Below are 17,052 nucleotides of genomic sequence, written 5' to 3'. Positions count from 1 at the left end.
CCCTACTGCGGCTACTCCAGGGTCAGCAGCGCCCGGTCGACTTCGCTCTGGGTCTCCGCCGACGCCTTGCTGGCCACCGCGTCCAGGAAGCGGCTGGCGAGGTCGCGCAGCTTCAGGTTGGTCTCCTGGGAGCGCCACACCAGGATGTCGAACGCCCGCTCGGCGGAGATGTCGTAGGCGGCCATCAGCACGCCCTTGGCCTGCTCGATTCGGGCGCGGGCGTCGGCCACCGCCGACAGGACCTTGTTGATGTCGGTCTGCAGCGAGTCGGTGACGTCGACGTAGAACCCGGACGTCCCGATCACGGTGCCGTGGTCGTCGAGCATCCGGTCGCCCGCGACGACGACGCACAGGGTGCGGCCCCCGGTGTCGACGATGCGGTGCCGACTGCTGAACGGCTTGCCCCGCATCACGCGGTCCAGGACGGCCGAGGCGCGTTCGCGGTCCTCGGGATGCTTGTGCTTGAGCAGCAGGTCCGTGGTGGGCTCGACCTGCCCGGGCCGGTACCCGTGCATCCGCGCGACCGCGTCCGACCACTCCCAGCGCTGGCCGTCCAGGAAGAACCGGAAGCGACCGACGCGCTGCGGTTCGCCCAGCCCCAGCACCAAGTCGACCGCGCTCAGGTCGTCCTCTGCCACCACGCCGGACATCAGCGCCTCCGACGCGGCCGCCTCCCGGGTGGGCTCCCCGTCGCGCCGGTGAACGGCCTCGTCCTCGAAGTTCACGGTCATCGCGCGTTGCCCTTCAGATCCGTAACTATGTCCCTGGCATATCAATGCCCACTTTTGCGCGGGTCCATGCACGGATCAGGCTTTTCGGTACGGCTCGGCGTCGGCGTGCTTGAAGTCCAGCCCCAGCCCGGGCCGGTGTTGGTCCGGCCGCAGGGCGCCGCCGTCGGGGGGCAGGGCGCCGTCGAAGAACATGTGCTCGATGCGGTGGTGATCGTGGAAGTACTCCAGGTGCCGCAGGTTCGGTACGGCGGCCGCCACGTGGGCGTGCAGGTTGGGGGCGCAGTGCCCGGACACGTCGACGTTGTGGGCGGCGGCGACGGCCGCGGCCCGCAGCCAGTCGGTGATGCCGCCGCAGCGGGTGACGTCGATCTGCAGGCAGTCGACCGCCCCGGCGGCCAGCATGCGGTGGAAGTAGACCAGGTCGTAGCCGTACTCGCCGGCGGTGACGTCCGGGGTCACCTGGTCGCGCACCTCGTGCAGCCCGGCGAGGTCGTCGGAGGAGACGGGTTCTTCGAACCAGGTGACGTCCTGGTCGGCCATCGCGTGGGCGACCCGGATCGCCTGCTTGCGGCGGTAGGCGCCGTTGGCGTCGACATAGAGTTCCACCTCGGGCCCGATCACGCTGCGCGACAGGGCGATCCGATCGAGGTCGCGGCGCTCGTCGGAGCCCCAGGACTCGCCGATCTTGATCTTGACCCGCGGAATCTTCCACTCGTCCACCCAGCGTTCCAGCTGGGCGCGGGTCTGCCGCTCGTCGTAGGTGGTGAAGCCGCCGCTGCCGTAGATCGGCACCGCGTCGTGCGCCATGCCGAGCAGCCGGCAGACCGGTAGCTCGAGCAGCTTGCCCTTGAGGTCCCACAGGGCGGTGTCGATCGCCGAGATGGCGCACGACACCAACCCGGGCCGTCCGTTGTTGCGCATCGCCCTGACCATCGCCTGCCAGCCGCCGGTGATGTCCAGCGCGCTGTGTCCGGTGAGCGTGCCCGCGAGCGCCCCGGTGATCAACGCCGCGCAGGCGCCGTCGGCGTACGTGTAGCCGATCCCGCGCCGCCCGCCGGCCGTGACCGCGGCCAGCACCAGCGTGGTCGACGACCAGGGCAGGGTACCGTCGGCTTCCGGTGCGTCGGTGGGGATTTCGTAGACCTGCGCGGTGACGTCGTCGACGGGCGCGTCGAGCGTCATCGGGTCCACCGGCGGGCCGCGAGCCACGCGCCGAGCCCCGCCGCCCCAAGCGCGCCGGTGCCGCTGGCGACGGGATGCTGCGACGCCCACAGTTGCGGGCTCAACGTGTGGGACTTGTCGTCGAACCCGCCGTGGGCGCCGTGGTCGCTGCCCGGCTCCTGGTCGAGCGGGTGCCACAGGTTGTGCGGCCGCCCCGCGCCGACGCGCTCGTCGGTCTGCTGCGAGTCGTACCCGGTGCGGCCCAGGTAGCGGTCCAGCAGCGGTGCGACGAATTTCTGCGCGAGCAGTGTCACCATCGTGGAATCCCCGACCCAATATTGTTTGCGCCCAGGGTGATCCGTGGCGTAGAGGACACCGCGGGCGGCGACCTCGGGCTGATAGATCGGGGGCACCGGCTGGGGATGGCGCGGCAGCCGGGACAGCACCCAGGAGAACTGGGGGGTGTTGACCGCGGGCATCTGCACGACGGTCACCCGCACCTTCGAGTGCTCGTGCAGCAGCTCGCAGCGCACCGATTCGGTGAACCCGTTGATGGCATGCTTGGCGCCGCAATAGGCGGACTGCAGCGGGATGGACCGTTGGCTGAGCGCGGAGCCGACCTGGACGATGGTGCCGCGGTCCCGCGGCCGCATCTTGTTCAGCGCCGCCATGGTGCCGTGCACGTAGCCGAGGTACGACACCTCGGTCACGCGTCTGAACTCCTCCGCGGTGATCTCGCTGAACGGCGCGAACACGGAGGTGAAGGCGACATTGACCCAGACGTCGATGGGCCCGAATGCGGCCTCGGTCTCGTCGGCGGCGGCGACGACCGCGTCGTGGTCGGCGACGTCGGTCGGGATGGCCAGCGCCTTGCCGCCACCGGCTTCGACGTCGCGCGCGGCGCCGTCCAGCCCGGCGGTGCCGCGGGCGAGCAGGGCCACGTTCGCCCCGCGCCGCCCGAACAATTGGGCGGCGGCCCGCCCGATGCCGGCGCTGGCTCCGGTGATCACGATTGTCTTCGGGGTCGGTGTCATCGCCGAAATCTCCTTTCAGCCGTGATGGACGGCGTCGTCGGCCAGGGTGGACGTGCACTCCAGCAGCAGCGCGTGCGCGAAGGCCTGGGGAAGGTTGCCGCGCAGCTGGCGCTGCCGGACGTCGTATTCCTCGCAGAACAATCCCGGGGGTCCGCAGGCGGCGCGGTTGCGCTCGAACCAGCGCATCGCGCAATGGTCATGTCCCAGTTGGTGTTCGGCGAGCGCCATCATGAACCCGCAGAGCAGGAACGCGCCCTCGGCGTCGCCGAGGTCCCGCTCGTCGTGCCGGAAGCGGTAGACGAACCCGTCGTCGCTGAGCTGCTCGCGGACGGCGTCCAGCGTGGCCCTGGTGCGCGGGTCGTCGGCGGGCACGGCCCCGCGCACGGGCGCCAACAGCAGCGACGCGTCGGTGCCGCGCAATCGCGGACTGCGCTGCCAGTAGCCGCCCTGCGGGTGCAGGCTGCCGGCGGCGGTGTCGGCCAGGATCGCGTCGGCCAGCGACGTGCAGGCGGCCACCTCGGGGCCGCCGCCGGCCACCTTGGCGATGGCGCGCAGCCCGGCCACGCATGCCAGGCGGGACTGCGTCCAGTGCTCGTCGTCGATCTCCCAAATGCCCGCATCCGGTTCGCGCCAGCGCTTTTCGATCGCCCCGATGGCGGTCTGCGCGGCGCGCCACCCCTCGGCGTCGAGCCGGCCGGCATTGCCCGCCCGGGCCAGCAGCTGCAGCGCCTCCCCGAAAACGTCGAGCTGGAATTGCTGGTTGACCCAATTGCCCACCTTGTCGGTGCCCCCGGGATAGCCGGGCAGGTCGAGGTCTTCCTCGCCGGGGACGCTGTCGCCGGTCACGGTGTAGGCCGGCCTGAGGTCAGGCCCGTGTTCGAGTAGGCGGGCGCCGACGAATTCGACCGCGCGGTCCAGCAATTCGTTCGCGCCGACCGTCGCCGCGGCGATACCGGCGTAGACCTGGTCGCGGATCCACGCGTAGCGGTAGTCGTAGTTGCGGTTGGTGTGCGCGCGTTCGGGCAGGCTCATCGTCGCGGCGGCGACCATCCCACCGCCGCTGCTGGTCAACCCCCGCAGCACGGCGTAGGAGTGCCGCCCATCGCGCGGGGCGATGGTGCAGTTCAGCTCGGGCATGCTGCGGTGCCACGCGGCTTCGGTTGCGTCCCAGGTGATGTCGGGGTCGGGCGGCCGGTCGGGGAGCGCGCGTTCGGAGAGCTCCAGCACGAAGTCGTGCCGACCGCCCTCGTCGACGGTGATCTCGCAGGTGAGGAGCTCCCCGCGGCCGCGCGTCCCCCGCACGGAGCGGACGTCGCAGCCGCCGGCCCAGCGCCATCGCAGCGGTCCCGACTTTCCGCTCCAGATCCCGTCGTCGACGCTCGCCTCGCCGCGGCCGTGGCGGCCGAACGCGGCGCTCGGCTGCAGCACCACCCGCACGCACGCGGTGCCGCGGCAGCCGATCAGGCGGCGCAGCAGCACCACCCGCTCGGGGTCGCCCGGAAAGGCAAGGGCCTCGCGGCATTCCACGATGCCATCGCGGGTGATCCAGCGGTTGCGCCAGATCAGGCTGCCCGGCTCGTAATAGCCGCCCCACACGTGCCGCACGTCGGTCGGGGTGATCGCGTACATCCCGCCGCCCCCGATGAGGTTGGAGAACACCGCGTCCGAGTGCCATCGCGGCGCGCACATCCACGCCACGTCGCCCTGCGGCCCGATCAGGGCGCCCCGCTCGCCGTCGGCCAGCAGCGCGTATTCGCGCAACACCCGGGGGGAGTAGGTCGCCTCGACGTCGATCGTGTGGTCAGCCACGGATCCCCGCCTCCGCCGGTCGCCTCGCCACGACGTCGGTGCCGATCTTCCGGGTCGCCATCCGTTCGGCGAGCCGTGAGGCCAGCGCCATGATCGTCAGCGCCGGGTTCGCCGAGCCCTGCGTCGGACACACCGAGCCGTCCGCCAGGAACAGGTTCGGCACGCCCCACACCCGGTGATCGGAGTCCACCACCGAGTTGTCCGGGCGGGTGCCCATCCGGGCGCCGCCGATCAGGTGGGCGAAGCGCTGGATGGTGAGCACGTCCTGGGCGCCTGCGGCCTGCAGGATGTCGCCGATCACCTCGGTGGAGTAGGCCATATTGGCCTTGTCGTTGTCGCACAACGTGTAATCGAACCGTGCCACCGGGAGGCCGTAGCGGTCCGTCTCTTCGGCGAGGGTGACCCGGTTTTCCGGCAACGGCAACAACTCGTTGAGCACGCCGATGGTCGCCCAGTGGTTGTAGTCGCGCATGTACTCCCGCAACGCGCGGCCCCAATGCCCGTCGGCCAGCACGTGTTCGGCCCATCCGATGGGCAGCGGCGAGACGGTCTGGATGGAGAAGCCGCGGGCGAACCCGCGCGACGCGTCGGTCTCGTAGAACTGCTCCGAGGACACCTCGGGGGGCGGGGCCTTGTACATCCGGATTTCTTCGGGCCACCGGCCCGCCGACTGCGTGGCGCCCTGCACCATCACATAGCGGCCGACCTGGTCGTCGTTGTTGCCCAATCCATTCGGGAAGCGTTCGCTCGCCGAGTTCAGCAGCAGGCGTGGCGTTTCAATGGAATACCCGGCGATCGCGACGGCCTTGGCCCGCTGCAGCCGTTCGGTGCCGCCGGCCTCGTCGTAGTAGACGACCCCGCGGGCGGCGCCGGTCTCGTCGAGCTCGACGCGCGCGGCCATGCAGTTGGCGCGGATCTCCACCGCGTGGGCCAGCGCGTCGGGCAGGTGCGTGACGTACGGGCTGGCCTTGGCGTTGACCTTGCAGCCCTGCAGGCAGTAGCCGCGGTAGATGCAGTGGGGGCGGTTGCCGAAGGTGCCGTTGACGATGCCGACGGGCCCGACCCGCATCTCGATGCCCAGCTGCATCGCGCCCCGCCACAGCTTGGCGGCGGCACCCGAAATGGGGTGTGGCGAGAAGGAGTAACGGTGCGGGTAACCCCACGGCCAGTTCTGTCCGGCCACCGGCAACTCGAGTTCGATGCGCTCGTAGTGGCGGCGGATGTCCTCGTAGCCGATCGGCCAGTCCGCCCCGACCCCGTCGAGGGTGTGGGTGTGAAAGTCGCTGGGATGGAACCGCGGGGTGTAGCCGGCGTAGTGGACCATCGAGCCCCCCACCCCGCGCCCGGAGTTGTTCTTGCCCAACTCGATCGGGTCGTCGCCGCCGATGATGCGCTTCTGCGTCCAGTACAGGGAATGGGAGCCCGCCTCGTCGGACACCCAGTCCTCGTCCGGGTGCCAGAATGGGCCCGCCTCGATGATCACCACCCGCCAGCCGGCGCGCGCCAGCCGTTGCGCCAGCACCGATCCGCCGGCGCCCGCCCCTACGACCACCAGGTCGACCTCGTCGTCGTCGCGGTAGCACCGCATCGTCTTTTCGCCGGGCAGGTCGCGCGCGTGCACGTCGAGTAGGAACCGTGATTCGTTGTCCTTCGGCCCGATCGCCCCCCTCAGCAGCCCACGGAGCCGGTCGCCCATCACAGCTCACCCCGCTGAACCACGCGGACCGGGTCCTCGTCGGTGGCGCCCGGGGTCTCGAAGGGCTCGCGGGCGGCGGCCGGGCCGGTGGCGCCGCCGAGGCGCATGAACCCTCGCGGGTAGGCCGGTCCGCCGAACCCGATCTCGTTCCACGCCCACGGATGGGAGTAGAAGCTGGACAACACCATTCGCATGCACACCGACCAGGCGCGTTTGACGTTCATGCGCTCCCAGACCCCGCCGTCCAGGGCGCCCTGGGAGAATTGGTCGACGATCTCTTCGCGGGTGTCGGGCTCGGCTTCGGCGAACGACGCCTTGCCGTAGCGGCTGGACGCGGTCTCGTCGAGCCCCCGCAGCACCAGTCGCCAGGCGTCGCGGTCGTCGGGCATGTCGGCGTACTGGTAGCCGTCGAGGCGCCCGTCGGCGAGCTTGGAGTCGACGGATTCGGCCACCGGCACGCGCGGCTCGCGGTCCTGCGCCAGCACCGTGTTGCAGAACGCGCGCAAGCACGGCTCCTCCTCGGCGGTGAAAAACCGCAGCGGCCCGGGCGGCTCCAGCCGCGCCAGCACCACCTTCTTGGTGGCCTCGTCCCAGGTGTCGGTCGTTTCCAGCACGTCGAAATCCGGGTAGCGGCCGATCATTTGGGGTGTGACACCCCGGCGCTGCTTGGGTAGCCACGACGGGTGCGGGGGCTTGCGGTCCGCACGCAGGTTGGGCAGGTGATCCGGGCGTGAGGTGTCGGCCATCGCGCTCAGCCCCGGAACCGCTCGCGCCGCAGGATCGAGGCCAGCAGCCCCATCGCCCCGACCATGCACATCAGTCCGGGGGCCGCGATCGGCGGGCCCATGGGCACGTTGTACGACGCGTTCTTCCACCCGCCCGGCTTGCGGGCGACCCCCCGCGCGTGCAGATATTCGCCCATCAGGCCGTTGGCGGTGTAGACGCCCGCGGTGATCGGCAGCCAGAGTTTGGCCCAGCGCCGCGAGAACACCCCGCCGATTCCGGCGACGACCACGGGCGGTGTCACCACGATCGGGCTCCACATCCACTTGTTGCCGAAGCTGGCCTTGTAGTGCTCGAAATAGATTTCCGCCGTCGTGACGACGGCCGCGATCGCCGTCAACCCGGACAGCGAGCGTTCGAAGCGACCGTGCGCGACGTTGTACAACGCCCGCTCGGCGAGGTGTTCGGCCTCGCCTGTGCGTCGACCGCCGTTGCCTGACAACAACATTGGGTTCCCTTCCTCGCTCGTTGGTTCATGAATTAGCCGACTGGCTGCGCGCGCGGATCCACGCGGGTATCCGGGACATATTGCGCGGCAAGCTGATCGGGTAGCCGCGCGCGGAGAAAGCATGCCGCCGTTTTGCTCATGCGTCACCTCACTCCTGAAACGAAACACGCTCAGGCGGCCACCGCGAAGAAGGCTCGCGATGACTGCCCAGATCTGGCATGCGCCCAGCTGCGTGTTTCAACCGAGGTGGTCCCGACGGCGCGTCGTGACCGAAGCGCATCCGCTGCGTACCCGATTCCCGTCGGCGTAAACAGTTCGATCGGTGTCGGGTTGACGGCCCATCGCGCCGCCCATCTAGTTGTCGGAGGGCTGTCCTATGATCGAACACATGTTCGAGTACGTGCTGGCATCCCGTTCGACGCCGGAATCGGCGGCGTTGCTGGATCGGATGCGTGAGGCGGGGCGTGCGGAGGCACGGGCCGCCGCCGAACGTTTGGTAGCGGTGGGGGACCTGCTGGTGCTGCGCTGCCGCGATTCGGGGGAGCAGGCGGACTGGGCGGCCGACGCGTGGGAGGCGGTCGCCGCGCAGGTCGGTGCGGCGCTGGGGTGCAGTGTGGCGATGGCGCACAGCTATCTGCGGTACGCGATGGCGATGCGCGAGCGGCTGCCGCAGGTCGGCAAGGCGTTCCAGGCCGGTGATATCGACTATCGCGCGTTCCAGACGATCGTGTTTCGCACCGATCTGATCACCGATGCCGACGTGTTGGCGCGGGTGGATGCCCGACTTGCGGCGTTGCTGTCACGGCGCCCCTCGCTGACCCGGGGCGGGTTGAGCGCGGCGGTGGATCGGGTGGTGGCGCTGGTGGATGCCGATGCGGTGCGCCGGGCCAGGGAGGCGATCAACGATCGGTTCGTGGACGTGCAAGCCAACGAGTCGGGCATGGGCTGGCTGACCGGCAGCGTCTTAGGCGCCGACGGACATGCGCTGGACCGGCGGCTCGATGAGCTGGCCCGCAGCGTGTGTGGCGCCGATCCGCGTACCCACCGACAGCGGCGCGCCGACGCGCTGGGGGCGCTCGCCGCCGGGGCGGAGCGGTTGCGGTGCCAATGCGGAACGCCCGAGTGTGCAGCCACCGAGCGCACCCCGAGCGCTGTGGTGATTCACGTCCTAGCCGAGCAGGCCACCGTCGCCGGCCACGGAGCCGCCCCGGGTGTCCTGCCCGGGTTTGAGGGACTCCTGCCCGCCGAGGTGATCGCCGAGCTGGCCGGCTCGGCCAAGCTCGTGCCCCTGGGCGCCCCGGCCGAGGCGGAGCCGCGCTACACCCCGTCGAGGGGACTGGCCGATTTCGTGCGGTGCCGGGACCTGACGTGTCGGGCGCCGGGGTGTGACCGCCCGGCCGTCGACTGCGACATCGACCACACGATTCCCTACTCCGAGGGCGGTGCGACGCACCCATCGAACCTCAAATGCCTTTGCCGCCAACATCATTTGCTGAAAACTTTTTGGGGCTGGCGCGACGAGCAATTGGAGGACGGCACCCTGATCTGGCGGCTGCCCGACGGACACACCTATGTCACCACCCCGGGCAGCGCGCTGCTGTTCCCCGGCCTGTGCGCCCCCACCGGCGACGCCCCGGTCCTCCCGGCACCCGAGTGCTGCGGCGAACGCACCGCAATGATGCCGCGTCGCAAGAGAACCCGCGCCCAGAACCGGGCCCACCGCGTCTCCAGCGAGCGCCGGCACAACCGCCAAGCGCGGTTGGCCACCCAATCGACGTCCGCGGGTCCCGCACCCCCCGACGACGAACCCCCGCCGTTTTGATCCGGAGAGCTCAGACGGATTTGGTGACGCCGACGTAGGACAGCACGACGTCGGATTCGTCGGTCACCTGGGTCAGGGTCGCGTAGGACCGGATGAACGACTGCCCGACGCAGCCGTCGATCTTGACGTGGAACCCGGTAACGATGACCCGGGGATTGGCGCCCTTGAAGTCTTTCTTGGCCACCGGTACGACGATGACGACGCCGGGCTTGAGCCCCACGGTGACCACGCCGTTCAGCGGTGTGGTGATCAGCGGGACGGCCACTGGCGTGCCGGCTCCCAGGCCCGCGATGCCGAGGCCCGGGCTGACGCCGGCGCTGCCCGCGATGGTGACACCGTTGGAGGTGCTCATATCGATCCCGCAGCCGATCTCGTAACCCACCTCGAGCACCCCGCGAGGCTGTTCGAGCCCGTCCAACGAACCGAAAAACGTTCCGCGGGCGAGGTATTCGCGGGACGAGACCGCGGTGGTCAACGGCGCGATGGGGGTTTGTGACTCGTCCCTGGCTGCAAGGGTCAGGGTCCAGCCTTCGGGCGTCGTGTAGGTAACCGGATCGGACGACGGCACCCGCCCTTCGTCCGGTGCGCCCGCGGTGGCCGCGGCGTTTTCGGCGTCGGGATCGGCGGCCGCCGGTGGCGCCGAGTTCACCGACATGACGACGCACAGCGCGAGAATCGCAGCGCGACGGACGTTGACGGCTACCGGCCACACGACCGATACCGTATGCGCGGCCGGAACCCGGGCCCGAAATTTGCCGGCCGACCGGCCGAAGTCGTTTCGCGTTCGTGACCGTTATGGAACATCGGTGCGCAACTCTTACGGTAACCAGTGTTCCGGCGACCACGGAAAGGGTGGCGATGAATTCTCACCCGCGCGCTCTCGGACTGCTGGCGGGGGCGGTGATCCTCCTGGCTCTGACCGGCGGCACCGGCGTGGCGCATGCGGATTCGTCAGACCCGTCGGGGCCGGGCGTGCTCAATCAACTCATCACGTCGACCCCGGCGCTGTCTCCGGATCCCGCCGACGAAGGCGGTCCCACGGCGGGCTCGAACGCCGTCGGAATGTATTGCGAGAACCGATTCGCGCGGTGCCACTAGGCGGATCGCGATCAGCGGGCCCGCCGATCCGTACTCCGAGGGCGGTCCGACGCATCCGTCGAATCCGAAATGCCCATGCCGTCAACCCTGTCGGACCATCACGTGCTGGAGCCGTGTCGGCCCGCCCCGTCCACGAACCGCATTGCACCTGACTGCAATTCGGATGCCGAACGCGCCAAACTGTCGAACTCGAAGTCCATGGCCTCGGCCTCGCTTCGTCCCCATTGGTAGAGCGTCGACAGGCGGTCCGAGCGCAGGCATGTTTGCGGCAGCGCCGAGAGTTCGGCTGCCAGCTCCTCTGCTGCCTCACGGGCTGTGCCAGTGGGTACGACACGATTCGCCAACCCGATAGCCAGCGCCTCGGTCGCGTCGACCGAACGTCCGGTGAGGATCAGATCCATTGCCCGACCGTGTCCGATCAGTCGGGGCAGTCGGACGGTGCCGCCGTCGATGAGAGGCAATCCCCAGCGTCGGCAGAACACTCCGAAGACGGCATCCGCCTCGACTACTCGCAAATCGCACCACACCGCCAGCTCGAGGCCGCCAGCAACGGCATAGCCACTGACAGCGGCAATCACCGGTTTGGACAGGGTCATCCGGCTAGGACCCATCGGACCTGGACCGGTTGGACTCACCGGGTTGAAGTCACCCGTCTCGGCTCCCTTCAAATCCGCGCCAGAGCAGAAATTCCCCTGATCTCCCCACAGCACGGCCACCGACGCGGACTCGTCATTGTCGAACTCTTCGAACGCGGCAAGGAGCGCGGCGGCAGCAGATCCGTTGACCGCGTTGCGGGCCTCCGGACGATTCATGATCACGGTGGTGACGGGTCCGTTCTTCTCGACCCGAACACCGCCCTTGCCCTTGGGTTCAGTCGTCGCGCCCACGGCCTCGACGTTATCCGCACCAACCGCTGCGCCGATCGCGATCTGAACCCCCATTTCTAAAGGGCCTCATGGCCGGTTCTCACCTCGCTGAAAGCAAGGGCCGCGACGCTGAGTTATGCCAAGCAGGACGGCCGGGCCGGCGGCGGTGGTGAGTGCTCTCGTCGTCGCCGGATGGCAAATGGCGACCCCGGTGGCCCGGGCCGACGTCGACTTCTACTGCAGGCCGGGCTGCTGGGGTGCGATCGCGGCGTCGCCGTCGACCGGAGAAGAGTCCATCCGCCTCAACTACCGCACCCGGCAGCAGGCCGAGGACGCCGCCGTGTTGTGGTGCGACGTCATGGGCAAGACCAACGACTGCCAGGCCCTCACGTCGGGGCTGGGGTGTCTGTCGATCGCCGAAGCCGGGGACGGGAACGCGTTGGCGGCGCGGGTCGCGCCGACCCTCGACGCGGCCGACGCGGCGGCGCTGGAGGGTGCGGGCCCCGGGGCCAAGATCGACCTGCACGACTGCAACGGTTGACCGCCCGGAGCAAATTACCTGGCCAGGACCGCCGAGCCCGCCGATGTGCCATGATGTCGGAGCTGTCAAGACACAAGGGAGCGGCCGTGGATCTCAACTTGTCGATTGTCACGCGACCGGTCGAGCGCCTGATTGCGACGGCGCAGAACGGGCTGGAGGTTGTCCGGCTGGGGGGCTTGGAAACAGGTAGCGTCCCATCGCCGTCGCAAATCGTCGAGAGCGTACCGATGTACAAGCTCCGGCGTTACTTCCCGCCCGACAGCCGGCGCGAGAAGCGGGTGGGTCCGCCGGTGCTGATGGTGCACCCGATGATGATGTCGGCGAACATGTGGGACGTCACGCGCGAGGAGGGCGCGGTGGGCATCCTGCACGCCAACGGCCTGGATCCCTGGGTGATCGACTTCGGGGAGCCCGACAAGGTGGAAGGCGGCATGCGCCGCACCCTCGCCGACCACATCGTCGCGCTGAGTCAGGCCATCGACACCGTCAAGGACGTCACCGGCAGCGACATCCACCTGGTCGGCTATTCGCAGGGCGGCATGTGGTGTTACCAGGTCGCCGCCTACCGGCGGTCGAAGAGCCTGGCCAGCATCGTCACCTTCGGTTCTCCGGTGGACACCCTGGCCGCGCTGCCGATGGGCATCCCGGCAAACTTCGCCGCGCCCGCCGCCAACTTCATGGCGGACCACGTCTTCAGCCGGCTGGCCATCCCCAGCTGGATGGCGCGCACGGGCTTCCAGATGCTCGATCCGCTCAAGACCGCCAAGGCGCGCGTCGACTTCGTGCGCCAGCTGCACGACCGCGAGGCGCTACTCCCGCGCGAGCAGCAGCGCCGCTTCCTCGAACGCGAAGGCTGGATCGCCTGGTCGGGCCCGGCGATCTCCGAACTGCTCAAGCAGTTCATCGCCCACAACCGGATGATGACCGGCGGCTTCGCCGTCAACGGCCAGATGGTCACGCTCACCGACATCACCTGTCCGGTGCTGGCCTTCGTCGGCGAGGTGGACGACATCGGGCAGCCGGCCTCGGTGCGCGGCATCCGGCGCGCCGCACCCGACGCCGAAGTCTACGAATCCACCATCCGCACAGGCCATTTCGGCTTGGTCGTGGGATCTAAAGCGGCGCAACAGAGTTGGCCGACCGTCGCCGCCTGGGTGAAGTGGCTGTCCACCGGCGGCGACAAGCCGGAGGGCATCGATCTGATGGCCGACCAGCCCGCGGAGCACACCGACAGCGGCGTCGCGCTGAGTTCCCGGATCACGCACGGCCTGGGCGAGGTCTCCGAGGCGGCGCTGGGCATGGTGCGCGGCGCGGCCAACACGGTGGTCGCGGCCAACAAGTCGATGCGCACCCTGGCCGTCGAGACGGCCCGCACCCTGCCGCGCCTGGTCCGCCTGGGGCAGATCAACGACCACACCCGCATCTCGCTGGGCCGCATCATCGAGGAACAGGCGCACGACGCCCCGCAGGGCGAATTCCTGCTCTTCGACGGGCGCGTGCACACCTACGAGGCCGTCAACCGGCGCATCAACAATGTCGTCCGCGGCCTGATCGAGGTCGGCGTGCGGCAGGGCGACCGGGTGGGCGTCCTGATGGAGACGCGACCCAGCGCGCTGGTCGCCATCGCCGCCCTGTCGCGCCTGGGCGCGATCGGGGTGGTGATGCGACCGGATGCCGACCTGGCCGCGTCGGTCCGGCTCGGCGGGGTGACAGAGCTGCTCACCGACCCCGCCAATCTGGAGGCGGTGCTGGCGTCGGACCGCCAGGGGCTGCGTCAGGTGCTGGTGCTCGGCGGCGGCGAGTCGCGCGATCTGCACCTGCCCGACGACAGCGACGTCATCGACATGGAGCAGATCGACCCGGACGCCGTCCAGCTGCCCGGGTGGTACCGCCCCAACCCGGGGCTGGCCCGCGACCTGGCGTTCATCGCGTTCAGCGCGGCCGGCGGCGAGCTGGTGGCCAAGCAGATCACCAACTACCGCTGGGCGGTGTCGGCCTTCGGGACCGCCTCGACGGCCGCCCTGGACCGCCGGGACACCGTCTACTGCCTGACCCCGCTGCACCACGAGTCGGCGCTGCTGGTGAGCCTCGGCGGCGCGGTGGTCGGCGGCACCCGCATCGCGCTGTCCCGCGGCCTGGACCGCGACCGGTTCGTCCAGGAGGTGCGGCAGTACGGCGTCACCGTGGTGTCCTACACCTGGGCCATGCTCCGCGAGATCGTCGACGATCCCGCGTTCGTGCTGCACGGCAACCACCCGGTGCGGCTGTTCATCGGTTCCGGCATGCCGACCGGCTTGTGGGGCCGGGTCGTCGACGCGTTCACGCCCGCGCACGTCGTCGAATTCTTCGCCACCACCGACGGACAAGCGGTGTTGGCCAACGTTTCCGGCGCGAAGACCGGCAGCAAGGGTCGTCCGCTGCCCGGCGCCGGACGCATCGAGCTGGCCGCCTACGACGCCGAGCACGACCTGATCCTGGAGAACGAGCGCGGCTTCGTCCAGGTCGCCGAGCCGAAACAGGTCGGGGTGCTGCTCGCCGCGTCCAACGGTCCGATCGATCCGACGGCGTCGGTCAAGCGGGGAGTGTTCGCCGCCGGCGACACCTGGATCTCCACCGAGTACCTGTTCTACCGCGACGACGACGGGGACTACTGGCTGGCGGGCCGGCGCGGCTCGGTGGTCCACACCGCGCGGGGCCTGGTGTTCGACGAGCCGGTCACCAACGTGCTGGGCTGCATCAACGGTGTCGACCTCGCGGTGACCTACAACGTGCCGCTGGGCGACCGGGAGGTCGCGGTGTCGGCGGTGACGCTGCTTCCCGGGGCCAGCATCACCGCGGCGGACCTGACGGACGCCGTCGCGAAGATTCCGATCGGGGTGGGGCCCGACATCGTCCAGGTCTGCCCGGAGATGACGCTGAGCGCGACCTACCGCCCGACCGTCAGCGCCCTGCGCGCGGCGGGAATTCCCAAGCCGGGCCGCCAGGTGTGGTACTTCGACGCCGACGGGCAGCACTTCCGAAAGCTGACCCCCGGCATCCGGTCCGAACTGAAGGGGCGCGCCGATGGTTGACGATTCGCTGCTGAGCATCCTGGTGTGCCCGGCCGACCGGGGTCCGTTGCTGCTCGTGGACGACGAATTGCTGTACAACCCGCGGCTGCGGCGCGCCTATCGCATCGAGGACGGCATTCCGGTGCTGCTCGTCGACGAGGCCCGAGATGTGGACGATGACGAGCACGCGCGCCTCATGGCACGAGGCTAGGCGGCAGATCCCCGGTGAGGTAGCGCTGCAGGTTCGGTGCGATGGTCGCCGCGACCTGCTCGGCCGGCAACGAAGCGAACGGCTCCAGCTTGAGGATGTAGCGCGCCATCACCACGCCGACCAGTTGCGACGCGACGAATTGGACGCGGATGTGTCCGCTTCCGGGTGGATTGTCAACGCGCGGGCCGACTTCCACGGCGATCACGTCCTGGATGAAGGTGCGGAACAGGCTGACTTCCGAGCCGGCGATGATGGAGCGCAGGGCGGCGACGAACGCGGTGCCGACCTCGGAATCCCACAGCGGCAACAACATCGACGGCAGGGTGTGGCCGAGCTCGTCGACGGGTACCTCGCGCAGTTGGCCGATCACCTCCATCGGGTCGATCGGGATGTGGACGGCGGCGGCGAAGAGCTTTTCCTTGGTGCCGAAGTAGTGGTGCACCAGGGCGGAATCCACCCCGGCCGCCGCGGCCACCGCGCGTATCGAGGTATTGCGAATGCCGTTCCGGGCGAACAGCTCTCGCGCGCTGGAGAGGATTCGCTCACGGGTGTCGGAGCCGCCGGCCGGCCGGCCGGGCCGCCTGCGCTGGCTGTTGGTGATCGCCACTAGGCCGTCCGCCGTCGCAGCGTGGCCGCGGCCAGGCACAGCGCCGCGAGGGCGAAGCCCAGGACGACGACGATGTCGCGCACCGCGATGTAGGTCAGCTCGGGGTGCGCGCCCACCTGTTGCAGCGCCTCCAGCGCGTAGCTCGCCGGCATCACGTTGCTGACCCACTGCAGCCAGTGCGGCATCAGCGCCCGCGGCACGATGATGCCGGCCAGCAACAGCTGCGGCACCATCACCAGCGGGATGAACTGCACCGCCTGAAACTCGGTGCGCGCGAACGCACTACACAACAGCCCCAGGCCCACGCCGAGGACGGCGTTGACGATCGCGATCACGAACACCCACGCCGGGCTGCCTGCGGTGTCGAAGCCGAGCAACCAGAACGACACGACGCACGCCAGCACCGCCTGCGCCGCGGCGGCCACCGAGAAGGCGCTGCCATAGGCGATCAGCAGGTCGAACCGGCGCAGGGGAGTGGTCAGGATCCGCTCCAGCGTCCCGGAGGCCCGTTCGCGCTGCATCGTGATGGCCGTGATGATGAACATGACGAACAGCGGGAACAGGCCCAGCAGGATCAGGCAGGCGTTGTTGAACGGCGCAGGCGTGCCGGGCCGATGCGGCGCGTTCTGAAACATGTAGTACATCAACGTGATCACCAAGACCGGCACGAACAGGATCATGGCGACGCTGCGGTGGTCGGCCGCCAGCTGGCGCAGGATTCGCGTCGTGGTGGCGGTGTAGCCCTTGAGCCCTAGCCGGCCTGGCGCATGGTGCTGCGCTTGATGATGGACAGAAACGCGTCCTCCAGTGACGTGCATCCGGTGTCCTCTCGTAGTTGGGCCGGGGTGGTGTGGGCAAGCAGGTGACCGTCGCGCATCAGCAGCAGGTCGCCGCAGTGGTCGGCTTCGTCCATGACGTGGCTGGAGACCAGCAGCGTGGTTCCGCCGCGGGCGAGCTCGGCGAACTGCTCCCAGAGATCCGCGCGCAGAACCGGGTCCAGGCCGACCGTGGGCTCGTCGAGCACGAGCAGGTCGGGCCGGCAGACCAGCGCGCAGGCCAGCGACACCCGGGTGCGCTGGCCGCCGGAAAGGTTGCCGCAGAACGCGGTTCGGTGGTCGGCCAGCCCGACCCGTTCGATCGCGTCGTCGGCGGCCTGGTGCTCGAAACCGTACAGCGCGGCGAAGTAACGGACGTT

General features: G+C 69.5%; 17 protein-coding genes. 5 read left to right on the top strand and 12 right to left on the bottom strand.

The genetic code is table 11. The features are described from left to right. Positions 1 to 11 precede the first annotated feature (11 nt). From A5691_RS12325 to A5691_RS12295, 7 genes are all read right to left on the bottom strand, one after another. Positions 12 to 731, bottom strand: coding sequence for a PAS and ANTAR domain-containing protein (locus A5691_RS12325; protein ID WP_068260139.1), 720 nt, complete (start codon positions 729 to 731; stop codon positions 12 to 14). 75 nt (positions 732 to 806) lie between these two features. Further along, positions 807 to 1,913, bottom strand: coding sequence for an enolase C-terminal domain-like protein (locus A5691_RS12320; protein ID WP_067750465.1), 1,107 nt, complete (start codon positions 1,911 to 1,913; stop codon positions 807 to 809). Further along, a complete protein-coding gene (locus tag A5691_RS12315) occupies positions 1,910 to 2,926 on the bottom strand; it encodes an SDR family oxidoreductase (RefSeq protein WP_197696186.1) in 1,017 nt (338 codons plus the stop codon). Before A5691_RS12315 ends, A5691_RS12320 begins: the two co-directional genes overlap by 4 nt. Before the next feature lie 15 nt (positions 2,927 to 2,941). Further along, positions 2,942 to 4,735 carry a glycoside hydrolase family 15 protein gene (locus A5691_RS12310; RefSeq protein WP_067888825.1) on the bottom strand — a complete coding sequence of 598 codons (1,794 nt, stop codon included), beginning with the start codon at positions 4,733 to 4,735 and terminating at the stop codon, positions 2,942 to 2,944. After that, complete coding sequence (locus A5691_RS12305; protein WP_068015686.1) at positions 4,728 to 6,431, bottom strand: GMC family oxidoreductase; 1,704 nt, start codon at positions 6,429 to 6,431, stop codon at positions 4,728 to 4,730. The genes A5691_RS12310 and A5691_RS12305 overlap by 8 nt, the downstream gene beginning before the upstream one ends. After that, on the bottom strand, positions 6,431 to 7,177 hold the full coding sequence (locus A5691_RS12300) for a gluconate 2-dehydrogenase subunit 3 family protein (RefSeq protein ID WP_068015684.1): 747 nt from the start codon (positions 7,175 to 7,177) through the stop codon (positions 6,431 to 6,433). The genes A5691_RS12305 and A5691_RS12300 overlap by 1 nt, the downstream gene beginning before the upstream one ends. Positions 7,178 to 7,182: 5 nt before the next feature. Then, a complete protein-coding gene (locus A5691_RS12295; protein WP_067750440.1) occupies positions 7,183 to 7,662 on the bottom strand; it encodes a hypothetical protein in 480 nt (159 codons plus the stop codon). Positions 7,663 to 8,050: 388 nt separating this feature from the next. Between A5691_RS12295 and A5691_RS12290 the strand changes: the two genes are divergently transcribed. Continuing rightward, on the top strand, positions 8,051 to 9,484 hold the full coding sequence (locus A5691_RS12290) for an HNH endonuclease signature motif containing protein (protein WP_082950277.1): 1,434 nt from the start codon (positions 8,051 to 8,053) through the stop codon (positions 9,482 to 9,484). A 10-nt stretch (positions 9,485 to 9,494) separates the two neighbouring features. Here A5691_RS12290 and A5691_RS12285 read toward each other — a convergent pair whose 3' ends face one another. Next, positions 9,495 to 10,139 (bottom strand): MspA family porin, encoded by a 645-nt coding sequence (locus tag A5691_RS12285; protein ID WP_067750468.1) that lies wholly within the window; start codon positions 10,137 to 10,139, stop codon positions 9,495 to 9,497. Positions 10,140 to 10,342: 203 nt separating this feature from the next. Between A5691_RS12285 and A5691_RS12280 the strand changes: the two genes are divergently transcribed. Continuing rightward, positions 10,343 to 10,582, top strand: a complete 240-nt coding sequence (locus tag A5691_RS12280) for a hypothetical protein (protein ID WP_067888813.1) — start codon at positions 10,343 to 10,345, stop codon at positions 10,580 to 10,582. A gap of 98 nt (positions 10,583 to 10,680) precedes the next feature. On the opposite strand, the gene A5691_RS12275 is transcribed toward A5691_RS12280, so the two are convergent. Beyond that, positions 10,681 to 11,394, bottom strand: coding sequence for a crotonase/enoyl-CoA hydratase family protein (locus A5691_RS12275; RefSeq protein WP_067888831.1), 714 nt, complete (start codon positions 11,392 to 11,394; stop codon positions 10,681 to 10,683). A gap of 253 nt (positions 11,395 to 11,647) precedes the next feature. Here A5691_RS12275 and A5691_RS12270 point away from each other — a divergent pair, with 253 nt between their 5' ends. From A5691_RS12270 to A5691_RS12260, 3 genes are read left to right on the top strand one after another with little or no spacing between them, the layout of a single operon-like run. After that, complete coding sequence (locus A5691_RS12270) at positions 11,648 to 11,989, top strand: DUF4189 domain-containing protein (RefSeq protein ID WP_067784263.1); 342 nt, start codon at positions 11,648 to 11,650, stop codon at positions 11,987 to 11,989. A 53-nt stretch (positions 11,990 to 12,042) separates the two neighbouring features. Further along, entirely contained in the window at positions 12,043 to 15,060 is a 3,018-nt protein-coding gene (locus A5691_RS12265) for an acyl-CoA synthetase (RefSeq protein ID WP_156669976.1), read from the top strand. After that, positions 15,053 to 15,250: a Trm112 family protein gene (locus A5691_RS12260; protein WP_067784262.1), complete on the top strand. Its 198-nt coding sequence runs from the start codon at positions 15,053 to 15,055 to the stop codon at positions 15,248 to 15,250. Before A5691_RS12265 ends, A5691_RS12260 begins: the two co-directional genes overlap by 8 nt. Here A5691_RS12260 and A5691_RS12255 read toward each other — a convergent pair. The 3 genes from A5691_RS12255 to A5691_RS12245 form a co-directional block, all read right to left on the bottom strand. After that, the gene (locus tag A5691_RS12255; protein WP_067784275.1) at positions 15,234 to 15,857 is read right to left on the bottom strand and encodes a TetR family transcriptional regulator; all 624 of its coding nucleotides are present in this window, start codon (positions 15,855 to 15,857) and stop codon (positions 15,234 to 15,236) included. The two genes, A5691_RS12260 and A5691_RS12255, sit on opposite strands and share 17 nt — an antisense overlap. Further along, complete coding sequence (locus A5691_RS12250; protein ID WP_197499178.1) at positions 15,857 to 16,675, bottom strand: ABC transporter permease; 819 nt, start codon at positions 16,673 to 16,675, stop codon at positions 15,857 to 15,859. The genes A5691_RS12255 and A5691_RS12250 overlap by 1 nt, the downstream gene beginning before the upstream one ends. Next, on the bottom strand, positions 16,609 to 17,052 hold a 444-nt coding region (locus tag A5691_RS12245; RefSeq protein WP_156669975.1), incomplete at its 5' end, for an ATP-binding cassette domain-containing protein. The genes A5691_RS12245 and A5691_RS12250, both read right to left, overlap by 67 nt.

It is taken from the genome of Mycobacterium sp. E183, from assembly GCF_001667735.1.
Taxonomy (GTDB): Bacteria; Actinomycetota; Actinomycetes; order Mycobacteriales; family Mycobacteriaceae; genus Mycobacterium.
Note: the sequence above shows the minus strand (reverse complement) of the source record. Positions and strands in the feature narration are given on the sequence as shown.

Coding starts and splice junctions, on each gene's coding strand:
- A5691_RS12305 (WP_068015686.1), bottom strand. CDS start 6,431: ATGGGCGACCGGCTCCGTGGGCTGCTGAGGGGGGCGATCGGGCCGAAG.
- A5691_RS12300 (WP_068015684.1), bottom strand. CDS start 7,177: ATGGCCGACACCTCACGCCCGGATCACCTGCCCAACCTGCGTGCGGAC.
- A5691_RS12315 (WP_197696186.1), bottom strand. CDS start 2,926: ATGACACCGACCCCGAAGACAATCGTGATCACCGGAGCCAGCGCCGGC.
- A5691_RS12275 (WP_067888831.1), bottom strand. CDS start 11,394: ATGAATCGTCCGGAGGCCCGCAACGCGGTCAACGGATCTGCTGCCGCC.
- A5691_RS12320 (WP_067750465.1), bottom strand. CDS start 1,913: ATGACGCTCGACGCGCCCGTCGACGACGTCACCGCGCAGGTCTACGAA.
- A5691_RS12280 (WP_067888813.1), top strand. CDS start 10,343: ATGAATTCTCACCCGCGCGCTCTCGGACTGCTGGCGGGGGCGGTGATC.
- A5691_RS12260 (WP_067784262.1), top strand. CDS start 15,053: ATGGTTGACGATTCGCTGCTGAGCATCCTGGTGTGCCCGGCCGACCGG.
- A5691_RS12290 (WP_082950277.1), top strand. CDS start 8,051: ATGTTCGAGTACGTGCTGGCATCCCGTTCGACGCCGGAATCGGCGGCG.
- A5691_RS12285 (WP_067750468.1), bottom strand. CDS start 10,139: ATGTCGGTGAACTCGGCGCCACCGGCGGCCGCCGATCCCGACGCCGAA.
- A5691_RS12250 (WP_197499178.1), bottom strand. CDS start 16,675: ATGCACGTCACTGGAGGACGCGTTTCTGTCCATCATCAAGCGCAGCAC.
- A5691_RS12270 (WP_067784263.1), top strand. CDS start 11,648: ATGGCGACCCCGGTGGCCCGGGCCGACGTCGACTTCTACTGCAGGCCG.
- A5691_RS12325 (WP_068260139.1), bottom strand. CDS start 731: ATGACCGTGAACTTCGAGGACGAGGCCGTTCACCGGCGCGACGGGGAG.
- A5691_RS12265 (WP_156669976.1), top strand. CDS start 12,043: ATGTCGGAGCTGTCAAGACACAAGGGAGCGGCCGTGGATCTCAACTTG.
- A5691_RS12295 (WP_067750440.1), bottom strand. CDS start 7,662: ATGTTGTTGTCAGGCAACGGCGGTCGACGCACAGGCGAGGCCGAACAC.